Annotated in this window: 15 protein-coding genes, 1 other RNA gene and 1 other annotated feature; of the genes, 1 reads left to right on the top strand and 15 read right to left on the bottom strand. The window is 50.1% G+C overall.

The features are described 5' to 3' along the window. Positions 1-9 precede the first annotated feature (9 nt). The 12 genes from LQE92_RS07465 to pheS all read right to left on the bottom strand — a co-directional run bounded on the left by LQE92_RS07465 (position 10) and on the right by pheS (position 12789). Positions 10-636: a hypothetical protein gene (locus tag LQE92_RS07465; protein ID WP_231062362.1), complete on the bottom strand. Its 627-nt coding sequence runs from the start codon at positions 634-636 to the stop codon at positions 10-12. A 34-nt stretch (positions 637-670) separates the two neighbouring features. After that, complete coding sequence (locus LQE92_RS07460; RefSeq protein ID WP_231062361.1) at positions 671-1105, bottom strand: primase-like DNA-binding domain-containing protein; 435 nt, start codon at positions 1103-1105, stop codon at positions 671-673. 3 nt (positions 1106-1108) lie between these two features. Continuing rightward, a complete protein-coding gene (locus LQE92_RS07455; protein ID WP_231062360.1) occupies positions 1109-2455 on the bottom strand; it encodes a DNA primase family protein in 1347 nt (448 codons plus the stop codon). 2 nt (positions 2456-2457) lie between these two features. Next, positions 2458-2751, bottom strand: coding sequence for an excisionase (locus LQE92_RS07450; RefSeq protein WP_231062359.1), 294 nt, complete (start codon positions 2749-2751; stop codon positions 2458-2460). A gap of 1089 nt (positions 2752-3840) precedes the next feature. Further along, positions 3841-4190, bottom strand: a transfer-messenger RNA (tmRNA) gene (gene ssrA, locus LQE92_RS07445). 54 nt (positions 4191-4244) lie between these two features. Beyond that, positions 4245-4526, bottom strand: coding sequence for a hypothetical protein (locus tag LQE92_RS07440; RefSeq protein ID WP_231062358.1), 282 nt, complete (start codon positions 4524-4526; stop codon positions 4245-4247). Positions 4527-4539: 13 nt separating this feature from the next. Then, entirely contained in the window at positions 4540-5007 is a 468-nt protein-coding gene (gene smpB, locus LQE92_RS07435; protein WP_231062357.1) for an SsrA-binding protein SmpB, read from the bottom strand. Continuing rightward, a complete protein-coding gene (gene rnr, locus LQE92_RS07430) occupies positions 5007-7154 on the bottom strand; it encodes a ribonuclease R (protein WP_231062601.1) in 2148 nt (715 codons plus the stop codon). Before rnr ends, smpB begins: the two co-directional genes overlap by 1 nt. A 370-nt stretch (positions 7155-7524) precedes the next feature. Continuing rightward, complete coding sequence (gene secG, locus LQE92_RS07425; RefSeq protein ID WP_147596649.1) at positions 7525-7761, bottom strand: preprotein translocase subunit SecG; 237 nt, start codon at positions 7759-7761, stop codon at positions 7525-7527. Positions 7762-7826: 65 nt separating this feature from the next. Next, a complete protein-coding gene (gene eno / locus LQE92_RS07420; protein ID WP_231062356.1) occupies positions 7827-9131 on the bottom strand; it encodes a phosphopyruvate hydratase in 1305 nt (434 codons plus the stop codon). A gap of 173 nt (positions 9132-9304) precedes the next feature. Then, the gene (gene pheT, locus LQE92_RS07415; RefSeq protein WP_231062355.1) at positions 9305-11746 is read right to left on the bottom strand and encodes a phenylalanine--tRNA ligase subunit beta; all 2442 of its coding nucleotides are present in this window, start codon (positions 11744-11746) and stop codon (positions 9305-9307) included. A 23-nt stretch (positions 11747-11769) separates the two neighbouring features. Then, positions 11770-12789, bottom strand: coding sequence for a phenylalanine--tRNA ligase subunit alpha (gene pheS / locus LQE92_RS07410; protein ID WP_231062354.1), 1020 nt, complete (start codon positions 12787-12789; stop codon positions 11770-11772). A 62-nt stretch (positions 12790-12851) separates the two neighbouring features. After that, positions 12852-13081: a binding site (T-box leader), on the bottom strand. 173 nt (positions 13082-13254) lie between these two features. Here pheS and LQE92_RS07405 point away from each other — a divergent pair. Then, positions 13255-14139, top strand: a complete 885-nt coding sequence (locus LQE92_RS07405) for a YihY/virulence factor BrkB family protein (RefSeq protein WP_231062353.1) — start codon at positions 13255-13257, stop codon at positions 14137-14139. Positions 14140-14231: 92 nt separating this feature from the next. Here the strand turns inward: LQE92_RS07405 and LQE92_RS07400 are convergent, their stop codons facing one another. The 3 genes from LQE92_RS07400 to LQE92_RS07395 all read right to left on the bottom strand — a co-directional run bounded on the left by LQE92_RS07400 (position 14232) and on the right by LQE92_RS07395 (position 16332). Beyond that, positions 14232-14903, bottom strand: a complete 672-nt coding sequence (locus tag LQE92_RS07400) for an LbetaH domain-containing protein (RefSeq protein ID WP_231062352.1) — start codon at positions 14901-14903, stop codon at positions 14232-14234. Between the two features lie 126 nt (positions 14904-15029). After that, positions 15030-15158 (bottom strand): hypothetical protein, encoded by a 129-nt coding sequence (locus LQE92_RS14430; protein WP_269141910.1) that lies wholly within the window; start codon positions 15156-15158, stop codon positions 15030-15032. Positions 15159-15195: 37 nt separating this feature from the next. Beyond that, complete coding sequence (locus tag LQE92_RS07395; RefSeq protein ID WP_231062351.1) at positions 15196-16332, bottom strand: sodium ion-translocating decarboxylase subunit beta; 1137 nt, start codon at positions 16330-16332, stop codon at positions 15196-15198. Positions 16333-16573 lie beyond the last annotated feature (241 nt).

Below are 16573 nucleotides of genomic sequence, written 5' to 3'. Positions count from 1 at the left end.
ACTCCTTGTTTATTCGTTAATTTGCTTTGTCTGCACGCGAACAAGTCCGCGATACTTCGACTTAAAATTCGGCATCGCCGCCTTGTTCATGTCTTCGCCCTTGTAATCCGAATTACGCCAGCGCTTGAGGTCGTATTCGATAATCAGAGGCTCCGGCTTGTTCATCTTGCTGCCGGGTCTCACTCCGCACTCTCCCGTTTCCGACCACTCTGGAAAATCCGGCAGAATCTCGAGGAGATGACGCTTGAACGCCCTTGCGCTATCGACCATTCCACATGGATGCTTTCTTGACATCCATGCAACGTAAAGGTCATGCAGGAATTGCCATGGGAGCAAATCCCATGCACATTCCGCATGAATCTCCTCAAAGAACCGTCGCGTTGAACAGATGCAATCCGACTCGTGCATATCGGCGTCATACAACTCGCGCAAATGTCCGATGAATTTGTCGACGTCGCCGACTTTCGGTACGAGCACGCCGCCTCGCATTTCCGTCTCGTTGAGAACGGGAAAATGTTTCGCCAGCGCAGCCACTTGTTCCTCAACAATTATCGTCTCCGAGCTGTTCTTCCCAGCACTTGCGCGAACCGCCCTCGGCCTCACCTTTGCGAAAGCCTCATATGTCTTACTCGCCATAATCAATCACTCCTTACCTGTTGAATTAGCTACTCTATCCAGCCGCAACGCTTCCGCCGGATACGCGAACGAGGCCGCGATACCTCGCTTTCGTCTCCGGCGTCGCAATCTTGTTGACGTCCATCCCGCGATAGCTCTGGTTGCGCCAGTTCTTCAGGTCGTACTCGACAATCAACGGTCCCGGGTCGTTCATCTTGTCTCCGGTACGCATCGCGTTCTCGCCTGTATCCGACCACTCAGGGAGCGTCGGAAGAAGCTCGGTAATGCGGCGCTTGAACGTCCGAAGATTCTCCGCCCGGCCGTTCGGATTGTTCCTCGACATCCACGCCCCATAGAGGTCATACAGAAACTGCCACGGAACCAAATTCCAAACCAGCGACGACATGACTGTATCGACGAACTGACGAACAGGGTCGTTATCCACGCGGTAATCATCCAGCGCCTCGACGCAAACCGCAGGCTCGCTCAACTCTTAGTAGTCCGTCTCATACATGAGATGCGACAGGACGTACTCAAGAACCTCCCGACGATGCAGATAATCGTCCTTGATGTACTTGCGCTCGCGCCCTTCGAACCGCTTATTCATCGGGATGATGAGCAGACGGCGATACATCGACTCGGAGCGGTCTTTGAGCCTCGGAGGCTCGTTGACGCACTGAACCATGAAGCCGGTGAATCGCGCCTTGCGGGCGTCCTTGTGCTTGATATCCATCTGGAACGGGTCGCCCGTGATGACGGATTTCAGCGCCGCCGCATCGTCGACGAAGGTTCCCGTGTCGTTCTCGTCGGTGATAATCGCCGAAACATGGCGCAGCGGCTCAAGCATGAAGCGCTGGGAGAACGCCTTCAGGGAAATCGACGCCCAAGCGCCCTCGCCGCAAAGATTGCGCATCAGGGTGCAGAGCGTTCCCTTGCCGTTGTTTCCCATGGTCGAGTAGAGCCATGCGGACTTGTTCCAACGGACGCTGGGGCGGATGATTGCGCCCAGAATCTCCCAGAGCAGCTGAACCACTTCCGGGTCGTCGGACAGCTCATCCATCCACGAGACCACATCCCAATCGGTGCCGTCGGCATCGTTGTGGATGACCGGATTCGGCGCATCCTTGATGAGGTCGGTATCCGACTTCGCCGTGAAAACGTACTTCGGGTCGAACGGCATCAGAACCTTGTTCTTATAATCGAAGATGCCGTTGTTCACCGCAATCAGGTTCTGGTCGTCGCAGCGCTTCACACAAGGGGACTCCGACAGCAGAACCGCCATCACCTCTTTCACGTCGCGGATGGAAAACTGCGGGTTATACACACGCGCCAAACGCTCAATCGACAAGAGCGACACGTCGTAGATTCCTGCCTTCTCACCCTCGGCGACATAGACCGCGATTTCGCACTCGTTGTCTCCGCGCCCGCCGGTAAGGCTGATTCGCACCGCATGATGCAGATACATCAGAATTTTCGCAACCTGCCACGGCACCAGCACGCGAAGCTTTCGCACGCGCTCATCCATCGGTTTCTGGTCGGGATATGCGTCCTTGAGCGGCGCACCCGGCGGCGCAGACGGGTCGCGAGGCCCGAGATTGTATTCTTTGATTGCATTGTTCGTCACCGTCAGCAACTCATACTCGATAACAGACGGGGACGGCATACAATCCGGGTCGATGCCCTGCAGGTAGTTCTCGGTCACGGAACAAAGCATCTCGTTGTATGTCTGCTCTGTTGCATCAGAAAACCCTTGAACATCAGCGCAAATCGTGTTATCATAATCACAACTGTTATGAGCCGTCCCATTTGTCGCGAGTGGGGCGGTTTCTTTTTTCGCCATAATCACACCTCCTTATCTGCCACCAGCGCATGCTCCATCAGATACTTCTCGAAGCTCGCGCGGTGAATCTTGCGTGCGCCCTTGCCGCTCGCGCTCACCGTGAAATCGCAATCAGGCGAGTTCATAAGCTTCTTCACCGTCCGCGCACCGACGTCGAACAGGTTCGCCGTCTCATTCACAGTCAGCAACGGCTTCACGCTCAGAGCGCTCATATACGCCGCGTACTCCGTCAGCGTCAGCTCCTCGCCGCCGACGATATGACGCGTGGTTTCCACCTCTCGTTTCGTCTTACTCATGTGCAAAGTCCTCCTTTTCTGTCCTTAAACGCAAAAAGCGGCGAACCAGAAAACAGCTGTAAAGCTGAAATCTGATTCGCCGCTCGTCACGTTCGTGCTATTCGCCATCTATTCGATAGCTTAGGCGCTGTTGCCTCCATCGCAGAGTTGCCAGCCCTGCGACGTCTCGAAGGGCTCTGCCCTTCACGGCTCCCATCCCGGACTATCGCCCGGTCTCAGGCAACTGATGTCGCCCACTGGTTCGTCATATCGCGAAAAATTCTTCAATTTTGTTCATTATAAATCATCCGAACTCATTTTTCAATAGTTTATTTCGCATAACCTCAGCTCAGAGGGCAAATCATCTCATATACGAGCAGAAATCGCCTGAAATAACTTTTCGCAACGTTTTTCACGCCAAAAACTCGCTTCTCTGGCACACGTTGGCACACCAACTGGTGTGTACGCTAAAAACCGCCTATATGGAGGCTCGCGAACGCACTGGCACACTTGGCACACATTTTTCGTAGTTATTTATATATAGACCCATACACGGGAAGAGGAATATAAACATATCTCCCTATGTTTAATATTAAAAAACCTGTGCCAAGTGTGCCAACGACCTCTAATCGACCGATATAAGCGGAAATCAGCGTACACACTTCCGAAAATCATGGTGTGCCAGAGGAATCGCGAACTTAACCGGGAGCCTCCATATAGGCGAAAATCTACGTACACACCAGTTGGTGTGCCAACCCTCCGAACGAACCCCGTCAAAACCGCCGTTTTCTATCACTTATATATACTGATGCGGGCATTACGGAATCCGCCCCTCGCATCCCCCGCTTTTTCTGTATGACCCATTCCACCCAAGGGCATCGAGCGGAGCGAGATGCGCACTTTGTTCCGCTCTCGTCCCGTGAACGTCTCAGAAGGCGATTCTGGGCGTGAAAAGCCCGAAGGGGGGCATCGGCACTTCGGGCTTAAAAACGTCTTAAAACGCAAAATACGGCGTCGAAATAGAAAAGGGGAGCGCTTAACCGGCGTTCCCCAATCTATAAACAAGCGCTAACTCATTTCTCACGAAATAGAGTTCAACGCTTCCACTTTTAGTGGACCTGAGGGGAATCGAACCCCTGTCCGAAAGCCCTTCCATCCAGGTTTCTTCCATCATAGTCCTTGTTTTAACATTCCCTTACACAAACGCCCAAAGACAGGCTTCTGTGCTTAGTAGCTTCATCGTTTCTTCCATCTCCGCAAAGCTTAAGAGACGAAGTTCCCCACTTTCACGATGCCGAGGTCCTAAGCTGTGAGCGGCCTAGGGTCGACAGCTGCAATTAAGCAGCGTACGCTAACTGATTGTCTGCGTTTATATTTAGGTTTTCCATGTTGATGACGCAGTCACGGTCTGCGGATGGCTTCCCAAACTTCTAAACCCCCGTCGAAACCAGTACAAGCCCTGGTCACATATGACTCTTAGTGTAGTGCTATTATATGCCCAAAAGCAGCGATTGTCAAGCCTCGTGATGCTCATGATCGTGATCATGGCTATGATGCTCTTTTGCCGGAAGCTCCAAAATCTCACCCAGCACTTGAATCATGATCTCATTGGTACAGGATTTTATATATCCCATCATGTTGAGCAGAATCTCATCATTCATCTGATCCTGGCTCAGATCCTCCCGTTTTTTCAACTGGTCCAGCATCATGACAAGCTGCGGCGCCAGCTCTTCATAAGTCTCCAGAGTGACGCCCGTCACCAGACGGCGCAGCTCTTCTCTCGTATCCGGCTTCATTCGCAGCTCCTCCTTATCCCAGATTTCGAATCTTAAATTCTTTTTCCGCTTCTCTTTTCTGGTCCTTCTTGGCTATGTCCTGCCGTTTGTCATACAGCTTCTTCCCTCTGGCCAGTCCGATTTCCACCTTGACCAGGCTTCCTTTGAAATATACCTTAAGGGGTACGACCGTGTAACCCTTCTGCTGGATCTTTCCCACCAGCTTATTGATCTCATAGCCGTGAAGCAGCAGCTTCCTCACCCTCAATGGATCTTTATTGAAAATATTACCCTTTTCATACGGACTGACATGCATTCCAAAGATATAGACTTCTCCCCGTTCGATTTTCACAAAGGATTCTTTGATGCTGCATTTTCCCATCCGAATGGACTTCACTTCTGTTCCTGACAGGGAAATCCCCGCTTCATACGTATCGTCAATAAAATAATCGTGGTATGCCTTTTTATTATTCGCAACCAGCTTATAGCTATCCTTTGACACTATTCTTCCTCCCAGGAGCGCTCCGGCACAAAGTCAATGGTACCTCCCACTTTATCCACTGCGGCCACCCGCACGCGAATCCTCTGGCCCAGTTTATAGACCTGTTCCGTGGTAGTCCCTACCAACCGGTACTGCGCTTCATCAAATTGATAATAATCCCCGTCAAGAGCCGACAGGGAAATCATCCCCTCCACGGTATTGGGAAGCTCCACATACATCCCCCATCCTGTAACGCCTGATATCACACCATCAAATACTTCGCCGATATGGCCCGCCATATACTGGCATTTCTTAAGTTTCTCCGCTTCTCTTTCCGCGTCATCCGCTTTTCTTTCCATGGAAGAGCATCCGGCACATACCTCTGGCAGGATCCCAGCGTAGTGCTCTTTGCGCTTTCCCGACATCTTCCCTGCCAGACATTCGCCCATTATCCTGTGTATCTGCAGATCGGGATACCGCCTGATCGGCGAGGTGAAATGGCAGTAATATTTCGCTGCCAAGCCAAAATGCCCGATACATTCCGGCTGATACTTGGCCCGCTTCATGGAACGCAGGGTCAGTCTGCTTATGAGAGCTTCCTCCGGGGAATCCTGGATACCCGCCAAAAGCTTCTGAAGCTCCTTGGGATGTACCTCTTCCTGTCCCATCCTCAGATGAAATCCAAAGTTGCTGATCAGGAGCGCCAGCTCCCGAATCTTATCCGGATCCGGATTTTCATGGGTCCTGTAAACAAACGGCTGCTCCTGCCAATAATAATCCTCCGCCACCGTCTCATTCGCCAGCATCATAAAATCCTCTATGAGCATCGTAGCCACATTTCTGTCATAGGGCTTAATTTCCACCGGCCTTCCTTCTGCATCCAGAAGTATCTTACTTTCCGGAAAATCGAAGTCAATGGACCCGCGTTTTTTTCTCTTCGCCCGAAGGATGCACGATAAATCTTCCATCATCCGGAACATAGGCACAAACCCTTCATATTCCCGGCGCAGTTTTTCATCTTTGTCTTCCAGGATCCCTTTCACAGCAGTATAGGTCATCCTCTTGTCTACGCAGATCACAGATTTCACGATCTCGTGTCCGAGCACACGGCCTTTACCATCAATTTCCATTATACAGCTGAATGCCAGCCGGTCAACCCCCGCGTTCAATGAACAGATGCCATTGCTAAGTTCCTTCGGGAGCATGGGAATGACGCGGTCCGTCAGGTAAACACTGGTTCCGCGCTTAAGTGCCTCTCTGTCCAGTGCGCTCCCTTCTTTTACATAGTGAGATACATCGGCGATATGGACTCCCAGCTTATATATTCCATCTTCCATGGAAATGGAAATCGCATCGTCCAGATCCTTTGCATCTTCTCCATCTATGGTCACTGTCTGGAGGCTCCGGAAATCCTTCCTGCCTTCCAATTCCTCCGGGAGGACTGAAGAAGGGATCCGTTTCACCTCAGCCAAAACCTCGTCGGGAAACACATTTTCAAATCCATAGGCCTTGGCAATGGAAAGAATATCCACCCCGGGCTCTCCTACCCGGCCCAGAATCTCTGTAACACGGCCCTCTGGATTTTTCTGGCCCTTTCCATAATCCGTGATCTTCACTGCGACACGTTCGCCGGTGGATGCTTCCATTGAGTCTTCTTCAGGGATGAACACATCGCTGCAAAGCTTCTGATTCACCGGTACGGCAAATCCGAAATTCTTGCATTTTTCATAAGTGGCGATAATTTCTTCATGAGCCCTTACAAGTACCTTGACCACGCGGCCCTCCGGATTCTTTCTTCTTCCGCTTTTCTTTCCGCTGCAGAGCGCCACCTGGACTGTATCTCCGTCCATGGCATTTCCCACTTCATCTTCCGGGATGAAAATATCCGGTTCCGATTCCTCTCCTTCTGCTTTTTCCACAACGACAAAACCAAATCCCTTTCGGTTCCCCAAAAAAGTTCCGGTGATCAGAAAATGCTCTGCCAAAGCGTACTTGCCTCTCTTTGAGAGGCCTATCTTCCCCTCTGAAAGAAGGGCATCCAAAACCTCCTGAAGCTCCGGACGCTCCTCTTTGGATATTCCCAGCAGAATCGCCAGCTCCTTAATCTTAAGAGGGACGTAATTTTTATGACCAAAGAGCTTTAAAAGCCTCTCTTTTCTTTCCTCCATCCTCTCAGCCTCCGGCCTGCCCTCGGAAAGCTCATCTGATGCTTTCACATATTCCTTCCGGAGCTCCTCCCGCCGTCCGCGTCCTTTTCCTCTTCGCGTCCCGCCAGTTTCCCACTTCTTCTCTTTTTTCTTTTTATACGTTCCGCCTATTCCGGACTGCTTTTCTCTTCCGCCGCTCTTTTTTTCATTTCTGTTATCCATCTCTCTCCTATTCATCCGGCTTCTGCTTTTTGTCCTGCACGCCGGAATACTGCGACCATGACGGAGAATTCCCCTGTATCATAACAAAAAGGGATTCATCCCGCCAAAGGCGTGTCGTGAATGCCTTGGCAAGCAATGAATCCCATCTTCTCCGCTATACAGGTCCCGCTTAAAGTATATTCAGCGCAAGGGCAAGCAGCAGGAATAAAATCGCCGCATACTTCGTAACCTTTTCCAGCTTTCCCTCGATCGAACGACCTTTATTCTTTCCCCAGAAAGTCTCGGCAGCGCCGCTTATGGAGCCGGTCAGTCCTGCTGATTTTCCCTCCTGCAGCAATACTATCACAACCAATGCCAAACACACTATCAAGAAAACCACGGTTAAAATCACTTTCAGAACAGTCATCTTCACACCTCCTATGGTCAAACATAGTTATCTTACCATAAAAGGACAGGATTGGCAACTATTTTTTAAAACGCGGCAAAAGGATGTTCATATACGGCCTGGCTTCCCAAAGACTCCTCTATCCGCAGAAGCTGATTGTATTTCGCGTTCCGGTCCGAACGGCAGGGCGCTCCCGTCTTGATCTGGCCTGCATTGACCGCTACGGCTATATCCGCGATGATCGCGTCCTCTGTTTCCCCGGAGCGGTGGGAAATAACGGCATGATAACCGGCCTTCTGTGCCATTTCAATAGCCGCAAACGCTTCCGTCAGAGTTCCGATTTGATTTACCTTGACCAGAATGGAATTGGCAATCTTTTGTTCGATTCCGCGCTTCAGCCGTTCTGTATTCGTCACAAACAGATCGTCTCCCACCAACTGGATCTTATCTCCCAGACGGCTTGTGAGAAGCTTCCAACCGCACCAATCCTCCTCATTCAGCCCATCCTCAATGGATACAATGGGAAAACGGTTTACCAGATTTTCGTAATAATCCACCATTTCTTCCCGCAGTCTCAGAATCTCTTTTCCTCCCATCCTGCTTTCGCCGGGAAAATAGTACGCGTCCCTGTCCGGATCATAGAGTTCACTGGACGCCGCGTCAATGGCGATTCCCATATCCACGCCCGGTCTCAGCCGGCATTTTTCAATCGCCTCAACCAAAAGGGACAGCACCGATTCCGTATCGGGAAGGTCCGGCGCAAATCCCCCCTCGTCCCCTACGGCTGTGGACAGTCCCTTTCCTTTCAGAATCCCTTTCAGGGTGTGATATACCTCCACGCAGGACTGCAGTCCGGAAGAAAAATCGGAAGCGCCCACCGGCATGATCATAAATTCCTGCAGATCCACCGTATTATCCGCATGTTTTCCACCGTTCAGTACATTCATCATCGGGACAGGAAGATTCCTCGTGTAAATTCCTCCCAAATAAGAGTAAAGAGGCATGCCCAGCGCGGCAGCAGAAGCTCTCGCCGTGGCCATGGACACCCCAAGGATTGCGTTTGCTCCCAAATTCCCCTTATTTTCTGTGCCGTCGACATCTGTCAGAAGCTTGTCGATCCGCCCCTGGCACATGGCGTTTTCGGAAAGGATGGCATGAGCCAGCACTGTATCAATATGATTTACCGCTTTTTTAACCCCCAAGCCGGAGTAACGTTCCCCGCCGTCCCTAAGCTCGACTGCTTCGAATTTTCCCGTCGATGCGCCTGAAGGAACGCTGGCCCGCCCCTTGATTCCGCCTTCTAAAGTAATTTCTGCCTCTACGGTAGGGTTCCCCCTGGAATCCAGAATTTCTCTTCCCTTGACGCCCACGATTTTTAAAAATTTATCCATCTCATTCTCCTTTTTCCATAATCTTTATGAATTAGTATAAGAAATCCGTACATTCCTATTCGTAAATCTCTATAAAATTTATAAAATCACGATGCTTCCCCACCTCCTTCCTCATGAGAGAACATAAATCAAAATGACAGAGACGGCAGCAGGTCACCCTGCTGCCGTCTCTGTCATTTTGAACCGCCGCTGTTAAAACCACGAAGCTCGATTCCCATTCCTTTTAATTCTTTCAAGATTTTTTCCATGATCTCACTTACGTCTTTATCCTCCAGCGTCCTGTCCTTCGCCCGGAAGGTAATGGAGTAAGCCACGGATTTATAGCCTTCTGCTATCTGGCTGCCTTCATACAGATCAAACATATGGTAGGATTCCAGAAGCCGTCCGCCTTTCTTTTCGATGACCTCTTCCACCTGTCCGACCAGAATCTCCTTGTCCATCACCATGCTGATGTCTCTAGTCACTGCCGGGAATTTCGCAATTCCCTCATATTTCCGGTCAAAGGAGGCGCATTCTGTGACCACCGGCATATCCAGAACAGCCACATAAGCCCGGTCTCCGATATCATAATTGTCCAGGACCTCAGGATGGACTTCTCCCAGATATCCCATCACCTTCTGATGATAGGAGATCACCGCCTGGCGCCCGGGATGGAGGAACGGTTTTCCGGCCTCCGGGCTGTAGGTTATCTTATCTCTCATTCCCAGCCTGTCAAATATTTCCTCAATGACTCCCTTGAGTGTAAAGAAATCTCCGTCCCCGTAGAATCCAAGGGTCATCTGCATCCTCTCATCCGGCAGTTCCGTAAGGGGCAGTGCCTTCGGCAGATAGATATTGCCCAGCTCATAGAGCTTCACGTCTTTATTTCTCCTGTTATAGTTAAAGGCCAGTGAAGTGAGCATCCCGCTTAATGATATAGTTCTCATGATACTGAAATCCTCGCCAAGGGGATTCAAAATATCCACCGTCCTCCGGAGAGGAGAGTCTAAAGGAAGGAGAAGCTTGTCAAACACCTTCGGGCTCTCAAAGGAATATGTCATGCCCTGGCTGAATCCGCAGAATTCCGCCACTTCCCTGACCGCCTCTTCCACCCGGAGCTTAAAGGACAGCTTCCCTGTGGTCGCTTCTCCGGCCGGAAGAGAAGTCGGAATGTTGTCATATCCAAAAAATCTGGCCACCTCTTCTGCAATGTCCGCTTCACACACCAGATCCTGGCGGAATGTCGGCGCAATGACCTCTCCGGCCGCTTCATCCACCAAAAGCTCCAGCGGTCCGAAATAAGAAATCATATCCTTCCTGGAAATATCCGTTCCCAGAAGCTGGTTGATCTTATCGGAATCAAAGGGTATGCGCCTGGGCTCCGGCTTTCCTGCACAGACATCAATCATACCGCCGACTACCTCGCCGCAGCCGAGCTCTTCAATCAACTGGCAGGCACGGTTGATAGCAGCCTCCGCGTTATTGGGATCCAGCCCCTTTTCATACTTTCCGGACGCATCCGTGCGAAGCCCCAGCCGCTTTGCAGACAGCCGGATATTCGTGCCGTCAAAGCAGGCGGACTCGAAAAGTACCGTTTTCACTTCATCCGTGATTTTAGAATTCTCACCGCCCATGATGCCTGCTATACCAATTTCCTTTTCTGAGTCATTGATCATGAGGATATTTTTATCCAGCTTCCTCATCTGTCCGTCCAGGGTCTGGAATTCATCTCCATCCTTTGCGCGCTTTACGATGATCTTATGTCCGGCAACGGTGTCCAGATCAAACGCATGCATCGGCTGTCCATATTCCTCCATGACATAATTGGTGATATCCACCAGATTGTTGATCGGACGGATGCCGCTGGCGGCAAGACGTCTCTGCATCCACTCCGGAGAAGGACCAATCTTGATATTTTTCACCACCCGGCCGCAGTACCTTGGACACAGGTCACTGTCCTCCACTTCCACAGACGCATAGTCATGAACATCTTCTCCGTTTCCTTTGGCTTCCGGGACCGGAGCTTCGAATTTCTTCCGGAAAGTAGCGGCCGCTTCCCGCGCGATTCCCAGGACGCTGTAGCAGTCCACACGGTTCGAAGTGATCTCATACTCAAATACAATATCACGAAGCCCTAAAAGCTCTATGGCATCGGCGCCTACAGGCGCGTCCTCTTTCAAAATGTATATTCCCGATTCCGGTGCATCCGGATACATGTCCCTGGAGGAACCAAGCTCTTCGATGGAACACATCATACCATCGGATTCCACTCCCCTCAGCTTTCCCTTTTTGATCCGGATTCCATTCTCCGGCAGCGGGCCTCCGTCGTGGCCGCCCGCCACCTTGCCGCCGTCCAAAACAATCGGCACCTTATCCCCTGTCTTTACATTGGGAGCACCCGTCACGATCTGTATGGTCTTTGTCCCGATGTCTACCTGACAGATAATCAGCTTGTCGGCGTCCGGATGCTTTTCTATGGATAAAATCTGGCCCACCACGATTTTCTCCAGGTTCTTGTCCAGGCACTCGTATCCTTCCACCTTCGTACCGGAAAGAGTCATGGCGTCCGTATATTCCTGAGCCGTTACATCAAGATCAGGAACATAGGCTTTGATCCAGGATAATGCTGTATTCATAATTGTTGTCCTTTCTTATTAAATTAGAATTGCTTCAGGAAACGGATATCATTTTCATATAAGAGACGCATGTCATCTATCTCGTATTTCAGAAGCGCGATACGTTCCAGGCCGACGCCAAACGCGAAGCCAGAATACTCCTCCGGGGCAATGCCGCTCATACGCAGTACATTGGGATGCACCATACCGCAGCCCAGAATTTCTATCCATCCGCTCCCTTTACAGAAACGGCAGCCCTCCCCATGACATTTGAAGCAGGTCACGTCCACTTCAGCGCTGGGCTCTGTGAACGGGAAATGATGCGGACGGAATTTCACTTTGGTATCCTCTCCGAACAGCTCCTTGGCAAACTCAGCCAAAGTCCCCTTCAGATCTGCAAATGTGATTCCCTTGTCAATCACCAGCCCTTCTATCTGATGGAAGGACGGAGAGTGAGTGGCATCCACTTCATCGGAACGGAACACCCTTCCCGGTGCGATCACGCGAATCGGCAGCTTCCCTTTTTCCATGGTGCGAACCTGTACAGGAGAAGTCTGACTCCTCAGGACGATCTTATCATTGATATAAAAGGTATCCTGTTCGTCTCTGGCCGGATGTCCCTTCGGGATATTGAGCGCTTCAAAATTATAGTAATCATATTCCACTTCAGGACCTTCTACGACTTCATAACCCATGCCAACGAAAATACGCTCTACCTCTTCCAGCGCGATCATATTCGGATGCTTGTGACCGACGTTATTCTTTTTAGCCGGAAGGGTCACGTCAATGACCTCTTTCCTTAATTTTTCCTCTCTGGCCTTCTTTGCCAGAGCAGCCCTGGTCTCCTCCAGCTTCGCTTCGATGACGGCGCGGGTCTCATTCACCATCTGCCCTACTCTCGGGCGCTCTTCGGCGCTCACATCTTTCATTCCTTTCAACACACTGGTCAGCTCACCCTTTTTCCCCAGATAAGCTACCCGGATCTCGTTGAGGGTCTCCAATGCGTCAGATCCGGCAATCTTTTCCAATGCTGCCTGCCTGATCTTCTCCAGCTTTTCTTTCATAATTATCTCCTTTGCTTTGCCTGCGATTATCTGTAAATGAAAAAATCCCTCTGCCACTACGGCAAAGGGACGAATTCTCGCGGTACCACCCTGATTCCTGCATCACACAGGCTCTCATTTCCGCCTAACGCGCGGTCACGTCATCTCCTACTATACAGCAGAAAAACTATAATTGGGAAACGCGGCTCCGGTGGGAAACTCAACACTTGTCTGAACCTAAGGGGGCTTTCAGCCGGTGGCCTCCTCTCTCTGAAAGAAAACAAGCGTCTACTGACACCTTCTACGCCTTTTCAAAGTATCATATAAATTGATAACCTATGACATATTTTAACATAAAACCTTCTCTTGTCAAGGTTTATTTTGCCGCGCCCCCGATTCCTCTCTTGAATTCTCATTCGTATCATGCTATGATTTCAAAGACATCAAATGCGTTCAGGAATTGTTTTCCTCAATAGGAGTTTATAAATGAAACACGTCAAGTTATTTTTTGGAAAGCTCATAGAATATATGCTGGACGACAGAGTTTCTGTATATGCGGCGCAGGTTTCTTTTTTTGTGATCATATCCGCGATACCGCTCGTTATGCTCTTGATCCCCCTTATACAGTTCTTGATTCCTCTTTCTCAAGACACCGTCACAAAAGCGATTCTGGCCGTGCTGCCCAGCTCTGAAGAGACGCAGCGCTTTGTCACCAGCCTGCTGAACGACGTTTATACAAATTCTGCCAGCACGATCATCTCCGTCTCCGCCATCACGACTCTCTGGGCCGCCTCCAAAGGCATTTATTCCCTACAGCAGGGCCTCAACAGCATCGCATACACAAAGGAGACAAGAAACATCGTCGTACAGAGACTATTATCTATTGTCTACACCCTAGGGTTTATTTTCGTACTGATCTTCACACTGGGAGTACTGCTCTTCGGAAACAAGCTTCAGCTCCTCCTGGAATCCTGGATACCGTCGCTGGCTTATTTCTCCAGCGTGATCATCTTATTCCGGACCGGTCTTTCCATTGCGCTTTTCATGCTGTTCTTCGTGCTGATCTATACGATACTGCCCAATAAAAAGCTCTCTTTTTGGAAGCAGATTCCGGGAGCCGCGTTTACCACCTTTGGATGGCTGATATTCTCCTATGTCTATTCTTTATATATTGACCATGTGGCGAATTTCTCCTATATTTACGGAAGCCTAACGGCCATTATCCTGCTGATGCTGTGGCTCTATATCTGCATGAATATCGTGCTTTTGGGAGCGGAGCTCAACAAAATGCTGGAAGACAGTTCCAACAGGCGTCAGTCAGACGCGTCCTCGCAGCCGCCCCATTCCACCACTGTAAAGCCGGAACGGTGAAACGGCTCTATTTCCTGTTCCTTGAGCCCGGCATATTTCCCCAGGTCACTTTCTTTAAGCGGCTTATACGCCATGAATACCCGGAGGATACTTTAATCTTCTGACTTCTCGGCCACCTCGCCTTGTCTTTTGTATACAGAACCGGCAGGTACATATCCCCTGATCATGGAAAGTGGATATATGCTGGTGTTCCGCCCGATAACGGATCCTGGATTGATGACGGTGCCGCATCCTACTTCCACAAAGTCTCCCAGCATTCCGCCTACTTTTTTCCTTCCTGTTTCTATCCGCGCTTCTCCTGCTTTGATGACTACCAGTTTTTTATCGGATTTCACATTGGAAGTGATCGAACCTGCCCCCATATGAGAACGATAGCCTAAAATCGAATCCCCTACATAATTATAATGGGGAACCTGCACATTATCAAAAAGAATCACATTTTTAAGTTCCGTGGAATTTCCCACCACCACATTTTCCCCCACCAGGATACTCCCTCTCAGGAACGCGCAGTGGCGGATCTGCGAATTTTTGCCGATGATGGCAGGCCCCGTCAGGGACGCCGTAGGAGCGATCACGGCCGACCTCGCCGCCCAGATCATCTCCCCGATTTCTTCATATTCCTCCTTAGGAAGGCTCTTCCCCAGTTCTATGATAAAATCGCTCAGGCCTCCCAGCGCTTCCCAGGGATACGTAAAGCCTGACAAATACGGTGCCGCCAGCGTGTGGCTCAAATCAAACAATTCAGTGATTTCCAATTCTTTCATGTCATTTATTGCTCCTCATATTTTGTTGCTTTCATTATAACAGCGGATGCTTTTCATTACCAGTATTTTTTCATCGGAGTTAAACTGTCTGCACTTGTTCTGGCTTTTACATGAAAGAGCCGAATATCATTTATCCTTTTCTTTTCCGAGCCGGTTCATAATCCAGACCAGCGCCACGATTATCAGGATCGCGACAAAGATACCGCCCATCCCTTTTCCCATAATCTCAAGAGAAATCCAAAAATTTTCCCACATATCCATATCTCCTTTCCACTTCCGTGAAACTGTGTCTTTACAGGAACTGTGTCACAAGGCTTACCACCAGGCCTCCGGCAATAACCGATGCGATCTGGCCGGAAACGTTGGCGCCTGCCGCCTGCATGATCAGAACATTGCCGGGCTTTTCCTCCATGGCCAGCTTCTGCACGACCCGGGATGACATAGGGAATGCTGAGATTCCTGCCGCCCCGATCATCGGATTTATCTTTTTCTTTAAGAACAGATTGATGAATTTTGCAAACAAGACTCCACCGATCGTATCGAACACAAACGCCAGCAGGCCGATTCCCATGATCATCAGCGTGTTTACATTCACAAACGCGTTTGCCCTCATACTAAAGGAAATGGTGATGCCGAGCAGCAGCGTGATCAGGTTGGCCAGGGTTGTCTGGGCCGTCTCAGAAAGATTTCCAAGTACGCCGCATTCACGGAGAAGATTTCCAAACATCAGAAATCCTACAAGAGCCACTGCGGAAGGCGCCAGCAGGCCAACGATGAAGGTTACGGCAATGGGGAAGACGATCCTCATACTCTTTGAAACTGAATTCGGCTGATAATCCATCGTGATCTGACGTTCCTTTTTGGTCGTGACCAGCTTAATGGCAAAAGGCTGGACAATGGGCACCAGCGCCATATAGGAATAAGCGGCCACTGCAATGGGTCCGATATAATTGGAATGCAGGATCTGCGACACCAGAATTGAGGTCGGTCCGTCCGCCGCGCCGATAATACCGATGGATGCTGCGTCTTGAAGAGGGAACCCCATCAGACAGGCCGCTGACAGAGCGAAAAAGATGCCGAACTGGGCAGCAGCTCCAAAGAAAAACATCACCGGCTTCTGAAGCAGAGGCCCAAAATCAATCATCGCTCCGATGCCGATGAACAGCAGGATCGGCAAAGCCTCTGAGGCTTCAATCCCTACCTCAAACAGCCACTGGATAATTCCATTGGTCTCTCCCACTCCGGACAATACCTGATTGATGACTCCGCTCATCGGGAGATTCACCAGGATTGCTCCAAATCCCATGGGAAGAAGCAGGGCCGGCTCATACTTTTTCTTGACCGCCAGCCAGATGAGGGCAATGCCGACCAAGTACATGACAGCCTGCTGCCAGGTAATTGATGTGATTCCTTCCAATAAAAAGTCCATATTCATTCTCCTTATCACATTATATAACAGTTGCCTGTAAGTGCTGTTTTTATTCCAAATCGCTGCCAAATACTGACACACGAATATCATGAAACAAAAAGAGACTCCTATCGCAACTAACACAAGCTGCAATAAAAGTCTCGCCATTTCAATTCTCAGCGGATTTTACAATCGTACTGACGCCAAAGAATCCATAACCATGCCGGCTACTCCCCTTTATTGATACCTCTTTCATTATACA

Source organism: Lientehia hominis (genome assembly GCF_021044755.1).
Lineage (GTDB): Bacteria > Bacillota > Clostridia > Lachnospirales > Lachnospiraceae > Lientehia > Lientehia hominis.
This window is presented reverse-complemented; position numbering and strand designations above follow the sequence as displayed.